This window comes from Siccibacter turicensis LMG 23730, assembly GCF_000463155.2.
GTDB classification, from domain to species: Bacteria; Pseudomonadota; Gammaproteobacteria; order Enterobacterales; family Enterobacteriaceae; genus Siccibacter; species Siccibacter turicensis.
Map to the genome: position 1 here is coordinate 311,469 of NZ_AWFZ01000030.1, position 15,837 is coordinate 327,305.

Consider the following 15,837-nt stretch of genomic DNA (forward strand, 5'->3'; position numbering starts at 1 on the left):
TTCAACTGCTCCGCTAAATTCAGAATAAGTCCCCGCCACACTGTAATTTCAAGGGGCGCGAACAACAATGACCATAGCATAAGGCCGCCGGTATTATTGAAGCAAATCACAGAAAGCCCCGGCTTTTCAGTCCTTTTACCCCACCTGACCATCAGGTCAGAGGCATCACGCGCCGGCAAGCGGAATCTTCTGCTTATCCACACCATCGGGATATGCCATGCTTTGAAAGCGCTACCACGCTTGCGCCGTTTCTGCCTGCGCCGGGATGTGATCCGATTCAAAGAAATCAGCGCTGAAACGCCACTGAAGGCCAGGAACGCGTAGGGTGTCGCTGGGTAAGAGGCAATGTAACCGCATACACTTATTGTTGATTGATGAGGGGCCGTCCGATGGGCTATCAGCCAGATGCATCACGTTATCAGAACATGGAATACCGCCGCTGCGGGCGCAGCGGCCTGAAGCTGCCCGCGATTTCTCTGGGGCTGTGGCACAACTTTGGCGATGCGACGCTGGTCGAGAACAGCCGCCAGCTGCTGCGCCGGGCGTTTGATCTTGGCATCACCCATTTCGATCTCGCCAATAACTACGGGCCACCGCCCGGCTCCGCCGAAAGCAACTTCGGTCGCATTCTGAAAGAGGATTTCAGCGGCTGGCGCGACGAGCTGATCCTCTCCACCAAAGCGGGCTACACCATGTGGGACGGCCCCTACGGCGACTGGGGTTCACGCAAGTATCTGATTTCCAGCCTCGACCAGAGCCTGAAGCGCATGGGCGTGGAGTACGTGGATATTTTCTACCACCACCGCCCGGATCCGGACACGCCGCTTGAAGAAACCATGCGGGCGCTGGACCATGTGGTACGCCAGGGGAAAGCGCTGTACGTGGGCCTGTCCAACTACCCCACCGCGCGCGCCGCCGAGGCCATCGACATCCTGAACCAGCTGGGTACGCCCTGCCTTATCCATCAGCCGAAATACTCTATGTTTGAGCGTTGGGTGGAAGAGAGCCTGCTCGACGTGTTGCAGGAGAAAGGCGTGGGCAGCATCGCCTTTTCGCCGCTGGCGGGCGGGCAGCTTACCGACCGCTATCTCAACGGTATTCCGCCCGACTCCCGTGCGGCGAGCGACAGCCGTTTTCTCAACCCGGAGCAGATTACCGACGAGAAGCTCGAGAAGGTGCGCAAGCTGAACGCTATCGCGGCGCAGCGCGGGCAGAAGCTGTCGCAGATGGCGCTGGCCTGGGTACTGCGCGACGACAAGGTGACCTCGGTGCTGATTGGCGCCAGCAAAACCGCGCAAATCGATGATGCGGTGGCAATGCTGCAACATCGCCAGTTCACGCCTGAGGAGTGCCAGGCGATAGACGCTATTCTCGGGTAGGCGGCTCATTTAGGATTAACCTTAAATTTGCCGTTATCGCCCCTGATTCAGAGTAAAAGCAATGCTCAGGGGCTTTACAGCTACGTACCATTCTTCTCATAAGGCCTCTGGGGCCACGATCGTGAGGAGAAAAAGTATGTTCAGGTCACTGATTCTTGCAGCAGCGCTTCTGGTCGCCACACCAATGGTTGCCAACGCGGGCGAAATCACCCTGTTGCCATCGATAAAATTACAAATTGGCGATCGCGACAACTACGGTAACTACTGGGACGGTGGCCGCTGGCGCGACCGGGATTACTGGCATCATAACTATGAATGGCGCAAAAACCGCTGGCATCGCCACGACAATGGCCTGCATCGCGGCTGGGACAAACGTAACGCCTACGAGCGCGGCTACCGTGAAGGCTGGCGCGACCGCGATGACCATCGCGGACCGGGACGACGCGGTCACGGGCATGGCCATCACCACTGATAACAAAAAAGGGAGCCGCGGCTCCCTTTTTTATTGGCTACGGCTACAGCCCCATCACGGTACCCACCAGCAGCCAGAGATTCAGCGCCACCACCAGCACCACAATCAGCCAGCCGGTGCGGCGCACCAGCGTAGTGTTCACCAGATCGCCCATCAGCGTTTTGTCGCTGGTAAAAATCAGCAGCGGGATCAGGGCCAATGCGATACCGAAGCTCAACAGCACCTGGCTCATCACCAGAATTCGGGTTGGATCGAGGCCCATCAGAATAACGATAAACGACGGCGCCATGGTGATTGACCGACGCACCCACAGCGGAATGTAGAAACGCACAAACCCCTGCATCACCACCTGCCCTGCCAGGGTTCCCACCACGGTAGAGGAGAGACCCGCGGCGACCAGACTTAACCCGAAGATGGTGGCGGCGGCATGGCTCAGCAGCGGCTCCAGCGTCAGGTAGGCTTCATCCAGATCCGCCACGCCGGTATGACCGCTAAAGTGGAACGCGGCGGCGGCGGTCGCCATCATCGCCAGGTTAACGAAGCCGGCAATGGTCATGGCAATCGCCACGTCCCATTTGGTGGCGCTGTAGCGCTCCTTGCGGTTGCCGTCGTGCTGGTTCTGGGTCAGGGAGGAGTGCAGGTAAATAACGTGCGGCATAATGGTCGCACCCAGCACCCCGGCGGCAAGGTAAACCGCTTCGGTGTTCGGCAGGCTTGGGATCAGCATCCCTTTACCCAACGGCGCCAGCGCCGGCTGAGAAAAGATCAGTTCAACGATATAGGCGGCGGCGACAAACAGCAGCAGGCCGCCAATCACCCGCTCCAGCGGTTTCTGACCGCGGCTTTGCAGCATCAGGATCAGGAAGGTGGCGATACCGGTCAGGATCGCGCCCTGCAACAGGGAAACGCCAAGGATCAGCTTGAAGCCGATAGCCGCACCGATAAATTCAGCCAGATCGGTCGCCATGGCGATGATCTCCGCCTGTATCCAGTAAAACCACACCACCGGGCGCGGATAGCGATCGCGGATCTGTTCGGCGAGGTTGGTGCCGGTGGCAATGCCCAGCTTGGCGGAGAGCACCTGAATCAGCATCGCCATCAGGTTTGCCCAGACCACTACCCACAGGAGCTGGTAGCCAAAGGCCGCCCCGGCCTGGATGTTGGTGGCGAAATTACCCGGATCGATATAGCCAATCGCGGCGATAAATGCCGGTCCCATCAGGGCAAGCCGCATTTTGCGCGCTGCACGCCCACTGCTTGAATCAACGCGACTGTTCGTCATGCTCTGCCTCAGAGATATAGCCTTTGCTATGTTTCATGCTATCAAAATGCGAATGATTATCAAGATCATTAATCGCGATTTTACGAATGGTTCTGATAGCCGGAAACATGGAAGGCAGGAGTATGAAAAGACGCCCGTTACCCACGGTACGTAATGAAAAGTGTAGCACAGCGATTTAACTTTTCACTTCTTTACTTAACATCGGCGAAATGTATGACAGATCACTATTTTTGAGTCACGTCACACGTCATTACTATAGTGTGCATTTGATCTCGTTTTATTCATCCTTGTTGCATAGAATGTGCACCGAAACTTAACCTGCCTCATATTCGGAGCACACATGTCCCGCGTTCTGCATTTTATTCTGGCGCTCGCCGTTGTTGCGCTGCTTGCCTTGCTGGTCAGCACTGACCGCAAGAAAATTCGTATACCTTATATTGGCCTGCTGTTAGTCATTGAAGTTCTGCTCGCGTGGTTCTTCCTTAACTCTAACGTCGGTCTGGGCTTTGTAAAAGGCTTCGCCGATATGTTCGAGAAACTGTTAGGTTTCGCGAACGAAGGGACGAACTTTGTGTTTGGCAATATGAACGACCAGGGACTGGCATTCTTCTTCCTGAAAGTACTCTGCCCCATCGTGTTCATTTCAGCGTTGATTGGTATTTTGCAGCATATTCGCGTGCTGCCAATTGTTATCCGGGCTATCGGTACGGTTCTCTCTAAAGTGAACGGTATGGGTAAACTGGAATCCTTCAACGCGGTAAGCTCACTGATTCTGGGACAGTCAGAAAACTTCATCGCCTATAAAGACATTCTCGGCAAAATGTCGCGCAACCGCATGTACACCATGGCGGCTACCGCGATGTCTACCGTGTCGATGTCCATCGTCGGCGCATACATGACCATGCTGAAGCCGCAATATGTGGTGGCGGCGCTGATCCTGAACATGTTCAGCACCTTCATCGTGCTCTCCATTATCAACCCGTACCGCGTTGAAAATGAAGAAGACCTGCAGATGGCTAACCTGCATGAAGGTCAGAGCTTCTTTGAAATGCTCGGCGAATACATTCTGGCCGGTTTTAAAGTGGCCATTATCGTTGCCGCGATGCTGATTGGTTTTATCGCCCTCATCTCCGGCCTGAACGCGCTGTTCGCCGCGGTGCTGGGTATCTCCTTCCAGGGTATCCTCGGGTATATCTTCTATCCGGTTGCCTGGGTGATGGGTGTGCCGGCGCACGAAGCGCTGCAGGTTGGCAGCATCATGGCAACCAAACTGGTCTCTAACGAATTCGTTGCGATGATGGATCTGCAGAAGATTGCCGGTACGCTGACGCCGCGTGCGGAAGGCATTCTCTCCGTGTTCCTGGTTTCCTTCGCTAACTTCTCGTCCATCGGGATTATTGCAGGCGCGATTAAAGGCCTGAACGAAGAACAGGGCAACGTGGTATCACGCTTTGGTCTGAAGCTGGTTTACGGCTCTACGCTGGTGAGCGTGCTCTCCGCGTCAATTGCCGCGCTGGTACTCTAAGTTTCGCCAGATAAAAAACCGGAGCCTCGGCTCCGGTTTTTTTATGGGCGCAATTCCATCAGCGGCTGTGGTTTCCCGGTATACCAGCCCTGAAGATAATTCACCCCGAGGCTTAGCAGCAGGTCGCGCTGCGCTGCGGTTTCGACATACTCCGCCACCACGCACAGGGATTTCACCCGCGCCATCTCGCAGATGGATTTCACAATCATGGCGTCCATCGAATCGGTCAGAATATCCTTCACAAAGCAGCCATCAATCTTGATGATATTGGCCTGCAAACGCTTCAGCCGTTCGTAGTTGGCATACCCGGTGCCGAAATCATCAATCGCGATTTTGAATCCCGCCTCGCGCAGCACCGTGATGTTCTGGATGCTCGTTTCAGAGTGGGAGAACGCCTGCTCTTCGGTAATCTCCACGATGACATGGGCAATCGGCACGGCGTAACGCCGGAACAGCGTGATGATGTGCTGGGCGGTGTCTTTACGCATCAGGGTAAACGGCATCAGGTTTACCGAAAAACGCGCCCCGCTGCCGGTATGGGGATGCGCCTGTAGCCAGGCCAGCATGGTTTCGACCACCAGCAGATCGAAGCGGTCGCTGAGGTTGAACTGGGCAATGATCGGAATAAAGCGATCCGGCGTCAGCATTTCCCCATCGCAGACCAGCCGGGACAGTATTTCGTGATAGCCCTGGCCGCCCGCATCGACAATGGGCTGGGCGTAGAGCATCACACTCCCTTCATCCAGCGCGCGCTTCACCTTCTGCAGCATCAGCACCTGCCCGCTGGTCTGGCCGGTCACCACCGCCTGGCGGGCATTAAGCGACAGCACCCGGTCGCCGGCAGAGGCCTGTTCCGCCAGATAGCTCAGCTGGCCCAGCATCGGCTGAAGGCTGGCAACATCGGTATCGGCTACCGCCCAGGCGGCGCTGAATTCAATCTCCAGCCAGTTGTTGTTCCAGCAAATCTTCTGACTGTTGAGCAGGTCAACGATGTGCGACAGCCGCGCTTCGGGCGCCGGGCCGGTCAGGCTGATCAGCAGCTCGTTACCCGGCAACTGAAACACGCATTCTCCTTCCTGTAGCCACGGCTGGAGCAGTTGGTTAATGGTGACCTTGCAGTGCACGCGCATCATCATCCCGTAATGGCGGCTCAGAAATTCCAGATTGTTCATGCGCAGGCAGCACAACCACGGCGTCTGGCTCTGGATCAGGCTGCGCTCCAGAGCACGCAGATTGGGCAACTGGGTGAGCGGATCGGTCAGCGCCTGCTCCTGCCACAGGCGTTTCACCCATTCGCTGCGCCGAAAAATGGTGGCCATATAAAGCATGCAGATAGTAAAGGAGATAAATACCGAGAGCACAAACGACAGCGAGTATTCACTCTTCATGCCGTGCAAAAAATTATGGTTCCAGTTTAACAGCAGCCAGGCTGAAATAGCCCAGCAAACAATGATTAACCGGTGCCCCAATCGGCGGATGCCGAGGGTAAACACGACAAAAATACTCGGAACCAGATAACCGCTGAATAACTTGGCATGGTGGGGTGAGCAGAGCAAAATTAACAATGCGCTGAGGGTAATTAACCACCCTATTACAAATGCTCTTTTTTTACGGGAAAAACAAGGAACAATACAGGCTCGCCATAATGTTCTGGCATAACGCGGCGTTAATATCATGCGCAGCGTAAAATAAAACGTCATGGAAAATATCATCGATGCGACGATAAGACTCAGGGTATCGACAATACGAAACAGTACCGAGTCCGATACGAAATAGGAGGCGATTTCCTGCGGAAACGTTACCCAGCGCCCCGCCAGCACCATCGTCAGCTTCATAATGCCCGGCGCCATGAAGCCCAGCCAGAAGATCCGCACGCCCATCCATTTATTCGGTAACCCAACGCGCCAGCGTGTTCCCAGAACCAGACGCACCACAGCGCAGCAGAGGAATACCGGCAGCGCCTGGCAGGCAACCAGTACTGCGTTTTGCACCAGTGAGAGCTGCCACGCATTATAATTCACCAGCGCAAGAGTGATAACTATTCCGATTATCGCCCGGCGTCCAAAAAGAAGCATTAGCGCCATCATGACGCTTAACGGCAGCCACGCGAGATAAAGCGCCTGCCCTTCGATAATCGCACGCGGGGCAATCAGGCGGGCGAACGGTAAAAAGATCGCACATAACATGAAAGCAATCAGATTGGCTTTCAGGGAGGTGTAATATTTGCTTATCATTATCGTTAATAGTTCGATCTATACCGCCGGAAATAACGGCGGGCATAGTATGTTTATTTTATGTACGAAGCAAGTTTACGATAAACGTTGAGCTAAAGGCGGCAAAGAAATAAGAATCGGTTAAATGTTTACACATTGTTGATAAAAAAAGAGGCATGAAAGAAATCAAAAAACCCCCGCTTTTCAGCGAGGGTTTCGAATGGTGGTGGAGCTAAGCGGGATCGAACCGCTGACCTCCTGCATGCCATGCAGGCGCTCTCCCAGCTGAGCTATAGCCCCACGAAACGTTTTATTACGCACCAAATCTTGTGGGATGAAGATTTGGTGGAGCTAAGCGGGATCGAACCGCTGACCTCCTGCATGCCATGCAGGCGCTCTCCCAGCTGAGCTATAGCCCCGTCGCGTACACACCGTAACGTGTTAACGGGCGGCATAATAAGAATTCCGCCTCTGAGTGTCAACGCCAAATTCATCATCGCGAATCAAATGCTGAAAAAGCCAGCGTTTTCGCATCCTTAGCCCCGCCACCGTGTGGAAAACCCACCGCTGTAACATTTTCACGTAAAATGATGTTATAAAATGAACCCGTAATACCCTTACGCTATTTCAGGAAATTATATGCTCAAGGACAGGATGACGCCGGAAGAGCTGGCGCAGGAAACGGGGTTCAGCCGCCAGACCATTAATAAATGGGTTCGTAAACAGGGTTGGGATACCTCACCAAAGCCGGGTGTTCAGGGCGGTAAAGCGCGCCTGATCCACGTTGACCAGCAGGTGCGTGCGTTTCTGGCGAGCGCCGGACGCCAGAGTGATGACGCCATGCTCACGCTCACCCGGGCGGTGCTGGCCGAAACACCTGCCGAGCGCCTGATTTTCAGCTCGCTTAAAGAGATGACGGAACACGAGCAGAAGCACTTTGTCTCGCTACTGCTCAGGGAAGGGATAGATGGCGTGCTGCGCCGTCTTGGGATCCGCAACAGCGATTAGCCTATGATAATGTTAAAACCGCAGATGACCCCGCGTGAGCTCGCCGATTTAACCGGCTACAGCGTGCAGACCATCAATAAGTGGATCCACGCCCAGGGCTGGAAAACCCGGAAAATTAAAGGCGTGAAAGGTGGCAAAGCGCACACCGTTGTCATTGACGAGCGGGTGCGGCATTACGTACTCAACACCAGCCTGATGCGTAAACGCTACCCGGAGCTGAACCGTGCCGAAGAGCCGATGGCGATTTATACCAGCGGGCAGGAGAGCATCGAGCGGCAGATGACCGATGCGGTTCGCACCATGTCTGACGCTGAACAACAGCGTCTCGCGGCCCTGCTGGTGCGCGAAGGCGTGACGGGCCTGCTGCGACGGCTGGGAATCAATGATGAAAGCGAATAAAAAAAGCCTCCGGACGGAGGCTTTTTTGTAGCGGGGTATCACTCAGTTATTAACCGGGATAACCGCGCCTTTGTATTTGGTGCGGATCCAGTCCTGAATTTCTTTCGAGTGCAGCACGTCTACCAGCGCCACGATATCTTTCTTCTTCTCGTCGCCGCGGTGCACGGTAATGATGTTGGCGTACGGGTTGTTCTCGCCGCTCTCAACCGCGATCGGATCTTTCACCGGGTCGAGGCCCGCATCGATGGCGTAGTTCGCGTTGATCACTACCGCGTCGCCTTCGTCGTTGTTATACATCTGCGGCAGCAGGGAGCCTTCCACGTTCGGCAGGAACTTCAGCTTTTTCGGGTTTTCCACGATGTCGCTGATGCGCGCCGCCACTTTATCCACGCCCGGCTTCAGTTTGATCACGCCTTCGCGCTCGAAGATAGAGAGAATACGCCCCTCTTCCGCCACCGCGTCACGCATGATCACTTTCCCGCCTTCCGGCAGATCCTTCAGTGATTTGTACTTTTTCGAGTAGATCCCGATTGGCTCGATGTGGATCGCGCCGGCGCTGACGAAATCATAGGTTTTATCCCCTTCATGATCCTTCAGCACGCTGTTCAGGTAAGGAATATGCTGGAAATAGTTGGCGTCGATATCCCCGCTGGCCAGCGCCGTGTTAGGCAGGATGTAGTCCTGGAACGGGCGGATCTCAAGATCAATGCCCTGCTTCGCCAGAATCGGCTTCGCCTGCTCGAGGATTTCTGCGTGCGGCACGTTAGAGGCGCCCACGGTCAGGGTGTCGGCCCAGGCGGAGAAGCTCAGGGTGGCGGCGGCAATCAGTGTCAGTACTTTTTTCATGATGTCGTGTCTCAATATTATTAGCGTTTGTCTAACAGAGAGGTAATAACGTCGCCGAAGAACTGAATGATGAAGACGATGATCAGAATGGTCACCGTCGCCACCAGCGTGACGTCGTTATGGTTGCGCTGGAATCCTTCCAGATAAGCAAGATTTCCTAACCCGCCAGCACCAATCACACCGGCCATCGCGCTGTAGCTCACCAGCGCAATAAGAGTGACGGTGATGCCTGACACCAACGCGGGCGATGATTCAGGCAGTAAAACCCGGAATACCAGCGTGCCGAGACGCGCACCCATTGAGCGGGTCGCTTCAATCACGCCTTTATCCACTTCACGCAGCGCGATTTCCACCAGCCGCGCGTAGAACGGTGCCGCACCGACAATCAGCGCCGGCAGCGCCGCATCCGCCCCAAGAATGGTGCCGACAATGCTTTTGGTAAACGGAATCAGCAGCACGATCAGGATGATGAACGGGATGGAGCGGAAAATGTTCACCACCAGCGAAATCACGCTGTAAACGGCGCGATTCTGGAACAGGCCGCCGCGGGCGGTCAAAAACAGCGCCAGGCCCAGCAGCAGCCCGAGGGCGAAGGTTGCGACCCCGGAGAGCGCGGTCATGTACAGCGTCTCCTGGGTGGCTGCCCAGAGTTGGTCCCACTTCAGGTGGGGAAACAGGTTCTCAGGCATACTTCACTACCTCGGTATCAATGTCATGCAGCTGTAAATCGTTAACGATGCTGGTGAGCTGCTCCGGCGTTGCCACCACGTGCAGCCAGAGTTGCCCGAATACCCCGTGGGCAGTCTGGGTCATTTTGCCGTGCAGAATATTAAACGGCAGGCCGTAGCGCAGGGTCAGCTCGCCCACCACCGGCTGGTGCGTGCTCAGCCCGACAAAAGTGAGCTTGATAATATTGCCGTCGAGGCCCGCTGCCAGATCGGGGTTGAACGCCTCCTCTTCGGCATACTGGCTCACCTGGCGCACGAACTGACGGGTAATCGGCTGCTGAGGATGGGTAAAGACGTTCAGCACCTCGCCCTCCTCGACCACGCGCCCGTTCTCCATCACCGCCACGCGATCGCAGATCTTACGCACCACGTGCATTTCGTGGGTGATCAGCACGATGGTCAGTTTGAACTTACGGTTGATGTCGAGCAGCAGATCGAGGATCTGGTCGGTGGTCTGCGGGTCGAGCGCCGAGGTGGCTTCATCGCACAGCAGCACATCCGGGCTGTTCGCCAGCGCACGGGCGATGCCGACACGCTGTTTCTGACCGCCGCTCAGCTGCGCCGGGTAGGCATTTTCGCGCCCGGTCAGGCCGACCAGGTCCACCAGCTCCGCCACGCGCGCTTTTATCTGCGCTTTCGGCGTACCGGCAATCTGCATCGAGAAGGCGATGTTTTCACTTACCGTGCGCGACCACAGCAGGTTGAAGTGCTGAAACACCATACTGATTTTCAGGCGCGCCTGACGCAGCGCCTCGCCGCGGGCTGCGGAAATATCCTGGCCGTTCACCAGCACGCTGCCCGAGGTCGGTTTTTCCAGACCGTTAAGCAGGCGGATCAGGGTGCTTTTCCCCGCGCCGCTGTAACCGATGATGCCGTAAATCTGCCCCTGCTCGATGGAAAGATTCACATCGCCCACGGCGGTAATCGGGGCGGAGCCGTGGTTAAAAATCTTCGAAATGTTCCTGAGAACGATCATAGGTTTAGTTATCCGGCGTAGCGCAAAGCAAAAGTGTCTTGATAACGTCTGCTTTTAATAAATAGCGGTATAGACGTCTGGATGATAATAAACAACGGCCCGATAATTTGAAATACCAAAAACAGCGGCACTTATAACATTAGTGAATAACCAGCCGAAAAATGTCAGAAACCCGATTCATTTTGTACATTTATTATTCACAAAACGAATGAAATCTTTTCGCTATCCATTGCCGGAAAGCGCATAACGACGGTGCCAGCCCGCTGATTTCAGGTTAAAAAAGCGGCGATTCAAGCTTATTTAGCCATCGACACAGCCAGACGACTGCACGGCCTGCCATCCCGATGTCTGTTTGCGCACATCATATTCTTTTCACTTATAAAACCCGCCGAAAGGTTCTTTAACCGCGCCATCTTTTACGTCCAGGATCGCCGCAACGTTCCTGTCTGGAGAAAATCGATGGCCATTGTTAACGGTGTGATGGAGCTTATCGGCGCCACGCCCCTGCTGCGTTTAAGCAAGCTGGATACCGGCCCCTGCGAGCTGTTGCTGAAGCTGGAAAACCAGAACCCAGGCGGCTCGATCAAAGACCGCGTTGCCCTGGCGATGATAAGCGACGCCGAGCAGCGCGGGGTGCTGCAACCCGGCGGCACCATTATTGAGGCCACCGCCGGTAACACCGGTCTGGGCCTGGCGCTGATTGCTGCCCAGAAGGGCTACCGGCTGATCCTCGTGGTACCGGACAAAATGAGCCGCGAGAAAATCTTCCACCTGCGGGCGCTCGGCACTCAGGTGCTGCTTACGCGCTCGGACGTCAATAAGGGCCATCCCGCCTATTACCAGGACTACGCGCGTCGTCTGGCCGACGAGATGCCCGGCGCGTTTTATATCGACCAGTTCTCGAACCCGGCCAACGCGCTGGCGCACCGGACCACCACCGGCCCGGAGTTGACCGCCCAAAGCGATGGCCCAATTGACGCCGTGGTGGTGGGCGTCGGCTCCGGCGGCACCCTGGGCGGGCTACAGGCGTGGTTTAACGAGGTGTCGCCGCATACCGAGTTTATCCTCGCCGATCCGCAGGGGTCGGTCCTCGCCGACCAGGTGGAGTTCGGCAAAACCGGTGAGGCCGGCGCCTGGCGCGTGGAAGGCATCGGGGAGGACTTTATCCCGCCGCTGGCGCAGCTGGAGGGCGTCAGCACCGCCCTGCGCATCAGCGATGCGGAGGCCTTCGCCACTGCCCGCGATCTCCTGAAAACCGAAGGCATTCTGGCGGGGTCGTCCACCGGCACGCTGCTGGCGGCGGCGCTGCGCTACTGCCGGGCGCAGACCGCCCCGAAGCGAGTGGTCACCTTCGCCTGCGACAGCGGCAATAAGTATCTGTCGAAAATGTATAACGATGATTGGATGCGCCAGCAGGGGCTGCTGACCTCCCCGTCAACCGGCGACCTGCGCGATTTCATCGCGTTTCGTCACGACGACGGCGCGACGGTTATCGCTTCCCCGGACGATACCCTGGCGACGGTGCTGGCGCGGATGCGGTTGTACGACATCTCCCAGCTTCCGGTGCTGGATCAGGGTGAGGTGGTCGGCATCGTCGACGAGTGGGACCTGCTGGCCCACGTACGCGGCGACAGCGCGCGCTTTCTGACGCCGGTGGCCGAGGCCATGACGCGCCATGTGGAAACCATCGATGCCGCCCGCCCGGAAGCGGCGCTTACCCCCATTTTTGAGCGCGGTCACGTCGCGGTAGTGACCGTGGACGGCGCTTTCGCCGGGCTTATCACCCGCAGCGATGTGCTGAACCTCTGGCGAAATCGCCTGGAAAATTAAGGAGTGTGTTATGCGTAAATTTGCCACGCTGAGCGTCCACAGCGGCGCGTTTCAGGACCAGCACGGGGCTGTGATGCCGCCGATCTATGCCACCTCAACCTTTGCCCAACCGGCACCGGGTCAGCATACCGGATATGAATATTCGCGCAGCGGTAACCCGACCCGCAGTGCGCTGGAGAGCGCCATCGCGGAACTGGAGGGCGGTACGCGCGGCTATGCGTTCGCCTCCGGACTGGCGGCGATTGCGACCGTGCTGGAGCTGCTCGATAAAGAGAGCCACATCGTGGCGGTGGATGATGTGTACGGCGGCACCTACAGGCTTCTGGAAAACGTGCGCCGCCGCACCGCCGGGCTTCAGGTGAGCTGGGTGAAACCGGACGATCCGTGCGCGGTCGAGGCGGCTATTCGCCCGGACACGCGCATGATTTGGGTGGAAACCCCGACCAATCCGCTACTGAAGCTGGCGGATCTCCGGGCCATTGCCGCCATTGCCCGTCGGCACAACGTCATCAGCGTGGCAGACAATACCTTCGCCTCACCGGCCATCCAGCGACCTCTGACGCTGGGGTTTGATATCGTGGTGCACTCCGCCACCAAATACCTAAACGGCCACTCTGACGTGGTCGCGGGCCTTGCGGTGGTGGGCGATAATGCCGACCTCGCCGAGAAGCTGGGCTATCTGCAAAACGCGGTGGGCGGCGTGCTCGATCCGTTCAGCAGTTTCCTGACCCTGCGCGGCATCCGTACCCTGGATCTGCGCATCGAGCGTCACAGCAAGAACGCCCTGGCGGTAGCCCAGTGGCTGGAAGGCCATCCGCAGGTCAGTAAAGTCTGGTTCCCGTGGCTGGCGTCGCATCCCCACTACCAGCTGGCGCGCGAACAGATGTCCCAGCCGGGCGGGATGATCTCCTTTGTAGTAAACGGGGACGAGCAGCGTGCGGCCGCCGTCATCGCGAAGCTCAAACTGTTTACCCTGGCGGAGAGCCTGGGCGGGGTGGAAAGCCTGGTCAGCCAGCCGTTCAGCATGACCCACGCGTCGATTCCGCTGGCGCAGCGTCTGGCCAACGGCATTACGCCGCAGCTGATACGGCTGTCAGTCGGGATAGAGGATGCGGAGGATTTGATTGCCGACCTGGCGGCGGCGCTGGCGGAATAAAAAAACGGCGGGCCTGAGCCCGCCGTTATGCTGCGTGAGGCGCTTACTGCTGCGCTTCACGCTCGGCAATAAAGGCTAACGCTTTATTGATACGCTCAATGGAGCGGGTTTTCCCGATGGCGTGAACGGTCACGTCAAGGCCCGGTGACTGGCCGGCGCCGGTTACCGCTACACGCAGCGGCATCCCGACTTTACCCATGCCCACTTCCAGTTCATCGGCGGTCGCCTGAATCGCGTGATGGACGTTTTCCGCGGTCCAGTCGGTGAGCGCGGCAAGCTTATCGCGCACCACTTCCAGTGGCTGGCGGGCCACCGGACGCAGGTGTTTTTTCGCCGCGTCAGCATCAAACGCATCGAACTCTTCATAGAAGTAGCGGCAGCTTTCCGCCATCTCTTTCAGCGTCTTGCAGCGCTCGCCCAACAGCTTCACCAGCTCGGCGAGCTGCGGGCCGTTGCGGGTATCAATATTCGCCTGCTCAATGTGCCACTGCAGCTGGGTAGCGACATACTCTGCCGGCAGATGGTTGATGTAGTGGTGGTTGAGCCACTGCAGCTTTTCGGTGTTGAAGGCGCTGGCGGATTTGCTGACCGCGTCGAGGCTGAACAGAGAGGTCATCTCCTCGCGGGTAAAGATCTCCTGATCGCCGTGGGACCAGCCCAGACGCACCAGGTAGTTCAGCAGCGCTTCCGGCAGGTAGCCATCATCGCGGTACTGCATCACGCTGACCGCGCCATGACGCTTGGAGAGCTTTTTACCGTCGTCGCCGTTGATCATCGACACGTGGGCATAGAGCGGCACCGGCGCGTTCAGGGCTTTCAGAATGTTAATCTGGCGCGGGGTGTTGTTGATATGGTCTTCACCGCGGATCACGTGGGTGATCTCCATATCCCAGTCGTCCACCACCACGCAGAAGTTGTAGGTCGGCGACCCATCGGTACGGCGAATGATCAGGTCGTCCAGCTCCTGATTGCTGAACTCAATCGGGCCACGGATCTGATCGTTGAAGATCACCGAGCCTTCCTGCGGGTTGGCAAAGCGCACTACGCAGGGTTCGTCGTCAGCATGCTGTTCATGCCCGTGGCGGCAGCGTCCGTCATAGCGCGGCTTCTCGCCTTTCGCCATCTGCTCTTCACGCAGCTGCTCCAGACGCTCTTTCGAGCAGTAGCATTTGTAGGCTGTGCCGGCGTCCAGCATCTCGTCGATAACCGCGTTGTAGCGATCGAAACGCTTGGTCTGGAAATACGGGCCTTCATCCCACTCCAGGCTCAGCCAGTTCATCCCGTCCATAATGGCTTCGATAGCCTCCGGGGTAGAACGCTCAAGATCGGTATCTTCAATGCGCAGCACAAACTGGCCGCCGTGGTGGCGGGCAAACAGCCAGGAGTACAGCGCGGTACGGGCGCCACCAACATGCAGATAGCCGGTCGGGCTCGGCGCGAAGCGGGTTTTGATTTTCATTAAATGACCTTATAGTTCCTGAGGTGCCGGTCACCGGCAAATGCCAGGGATTTTGCGTGGGCAATATTCTACCACCCTGCGCTGATTCCTCAATCGACATCCCTGCCATTGGGGTTTTCCTGCCGTTTTTGTTTACTAATCATACGCGCCAGCGCAATAACTCATCGCACTGCCTGATTTTTCAACGAACAAACAAATTCTTTGGAAAAGGCGTTGACTCCTTTTCAGCTCTCCCTATAATGCGACTCCACACAGCGGGGGTGATTAGCTCAGCTGGGAGAGCACCTCCCTTACAAGGAGGGGGTCGGCGGTTCGATCCCGTCATCACCCACCACTTTCTCGCCAGCGAAATTTTCTGTTACAGCAGTACCGAAGTGGGTGATTAGCTCAGCTGGGAGAGCACCTCCCTTACAAGGAGGGGGTCGGCGGTTCGATCCCGTCATCACCCACCACATTTTATGTGGCTTCCGCAGTGTAGACAGAAAATTGAGAAGTGGGTGATTAGCTCAGCTGGGAGAGCACCTCCCTTACAAGGAGGGGGTCGGCGGTTCGATCCCGTCATCA

General features: G+C 56.9%; 14 protein-coding genes and 4 tRNA genes. 9 read left to right on the plus strand and 9 right to left on the minus strand.

Annotated features, from left to right (window positions below; all coding sequences use genetic code 11):
- Window positions 1-389: 389 nt before the first annotated feature.
- Both mgrA and ypeC read left to right on the plus strand, forming a co-directional pair.
- Window positions 390-1,379, plus strand: a complete 990-nt coding sequence (gene mgrA, locus DW58_RS11030) for an L-glyceraldehyde 3-phosphate reductase (RefSeq protein ID WP_024550051.1) — start codon at window positions 390-392, stop codon at window positions 1,377-1,379.
- A gap of 136 nt (window positions 1,380-1,515) precedes the next feature.
- Entirely contained in the window at window positions 1,516-1,851 is a 336-nt protein-coding gene (ypeC, locus tag DW58_RS11035; RefSeq protein WP_024550050.1) for a DUF2502 domain-containing protein YpeC, read from the plus strand.
- A gap of 43 nt (window positions 1,852-1,894) precedes the next feature.
- Here ypeC and DW58_RS11040 read toward each other — a convergent pair whose 3' ends face one another.
- Both DW58_RS11040 and DW58_RS21650 read right to left on the minus strand, forming a co-directional pair.
- Entirely contained in the window at window positions 1,895-3,133 is a 1,239-nt protein-coding gene (locus tag DW58_RS11040; RefSeq protein ID WP_024550049.1) for an Nramp family divalent metal transporter, read from the minus strand.
- Window positions 3,114-3,242, minus strand: a complete 129-nt coding sequence (locus DW58_RS21650) for a hypothetical protein (protein WP_422663645.1) — start codon at window positions 3,240-3,242, stop codon at window positions 3,114-3,116. The genes DW58_RS11040 and DW58_RS21650 overlap by 20 nt, the downstream gene beginning before the upstream one ends.
- A gap of 231 nt (window positions 3,243-3,473) precedes the next feature.
- Here DW58_RS21650 and DW58_RS11045 point away from each other — a divergent pair, with 231 nt between their 5' ends.
- A complete protein-coding gene (locus tag DW58_RS11045) occupies window positions 3,474-4,658 on the plus strand; it encodes a NupC/NupG family nucleoside CNT transporter (RefSeq protein WP_024550048.1) in 1,185 nt (394 codons plus the stop codon).
- Window positions 4,659-4,699: 41 nt separating this feature from the next.
- Here DW58_RS11045 and DW58_RS11050 read toward each other — a convergent pair whose 3' ends face one another.
- From DW58_RS11050 to DW58_RS11060, 3 genes are all read right to left on the minus strand, one after another.
- Entirely contained in the window at window positions 4,700-6,892 is a 2,193-nt protein-coding gene (locus tag DW58_RS11050) for an EAL domain-containing protein (RefSeq protein ID WP_024550047.1), read from the minus strand.
- 203 nt (window positions 6,893-7,095) lie between these two features.
- A tRNA-Ala gene (locus DW58_RS11055) sits at window positions 7,096-7,171 on the minus strand.
- A 43-nt stretch (window positions 7,172-7,214) separates the two neighbouring features.
- Window positions 7,215-7,290, minus strand: a tRNA-Ala gene (locus DW58_RS11060).
- Between the two features lie 220 nt (window positions 7,291-7,510).
- Between DW58_RS11060 and DW58_RS11065 the strand changes: the two genes are divergently transcribed.
- On the plus strand, window positions 7,511-7,879 hold the full coding sequence (locus DW58_RS11065; RefSeq protein WP_024550046.1) for a YfeC-like transcriptional regulator: 369 nt from the start codon (window positions 7,511-7,513) through the stop codon (window positions 7,877-7,879).
- A 3-nt stretch (window positions 7,880-7,882) separates the two neighbouring features.
- Window positions 7,883-8,278: a YfeC-like transcriptional regulator gene (locus DW58_RS11070; RefSeq protein ID WP_024550045.1), complete on the plus strand. Its 396-nt coding sequence runs from the start codon at window positions 7,883-7,885 to the stop codon at window positions 8,276-8,278.
- Between the two features lie 42 nt (window positions 8,279-8,320).
- Here DW58_RS11070 and DW58_RS11075 read toward each other — a convergent pair whose 3' ends face one another.
- From DW58_RS11075 to DW58_RS11085, 3 genes are read right to left on the minus strand one after another with little or no spacing between them, the layout of a single operon-like run.
- A complete protein-coding gene (locus DW58_RS11075; protein ID WP_024550044.1) occupies window positions 8,321-9,124 on the minus strand; it encodes a MetQ/NlpA family ABC transporter substrate-binding protein in 804 nt (267 codons plus the stop codon).
- A 20-nt stretch (window positions 9,125-9,144) separates the two neighbouring features.
- Window positions 9,145-9,813 carry a methionine ABC transporter permease gene (locus DW58_RS11080; RefSeq protein WP_024550043.1) on the minus strand — a complete coding sequence of 223 codons (669 nt, stop codon included), beginning with the start codon at window positions 9,811-9,813 and terminating at the stop codon, window positions 9,145-9,147.
- Window positions 9,806-10,828 carry a methionine ABC transporter ATP-binding protein gene (locus tag DW58_RS11085; RefSeq protein ID WP_024550042.1) on the minus strand — a complete coding sequence of 341 codons (1,023 nt, stop codon included), beginning with the start codon at window positions 10,826-10,828 and terminating at the stop codon, window positions 9,806-9,808. The genes DW58_RS11080 and DW58_RS11085 overlap by 8 nt, the downstream gene beginning before the upstream one ends.
- A gap of 459 nt (window positions 10,829-11,287) precedes the next feature.
- Between DW58_RS11085 and DW58_RS11090 the strand changes: the two genes are divergently transcribed.
- Window positions 11,288-12,658 (plus strand): pyridoxal-phosphate dependent enzyme, encoded by a 1,371-nt coding sequence (locus DW58_RS11090; protein WP_024550041.1) that lies wholly within the window; start codon window positions 11,288-11,290, stop codon window positions 12,656-12,658.
- 10 nt (window positions 12,659-12,668) lie between these two features.
- A complete protein-coding gene (locus tag DW58_RS11095; protein WP_024550040.1) occupies window positions 12,669-13,814 on the plus strand; it encodes a trans-sulfuration enzyme family protein in 1,146 nt (381 codons plus the stop codon).
- Window positions 13,815-13,857: 43 nt separating this feature from the next.
- On the opposite strand, the gene gltX is transcribed toward DW58_RS11095, so the two are convergent.
- Window positions 13,858-15,273, minus strand: a complete 1,416-nt coding sequence (gene gltX / locus DW58_RS11100) for a glutamate--tRNA ligase (RefSeq protein WP_024550039.1) — start codon at window positions 15,271-15,273, stop codon at window positions 13,858-13,860.
- A gap of 258 nt (window positions 15,274-15,531) precedes the next feature.
- Here gltX and DW58_RS11105 point away from each other — a divergent pair.
- Window positions 15,532-15,607, plus strand: a tRNA-Val gene (locus DW58_RS11105).
- A 42-nt stretch (window positions 15,608-15,649) separates the two neighbouring features.
- A tRNA-Val gene (locus tag DW58_RS11110) sits at window positions 15,650-15,725 on the plus strand.
- Window positions 15,726-15,837 lie beyond the last annotated feature (112 nt).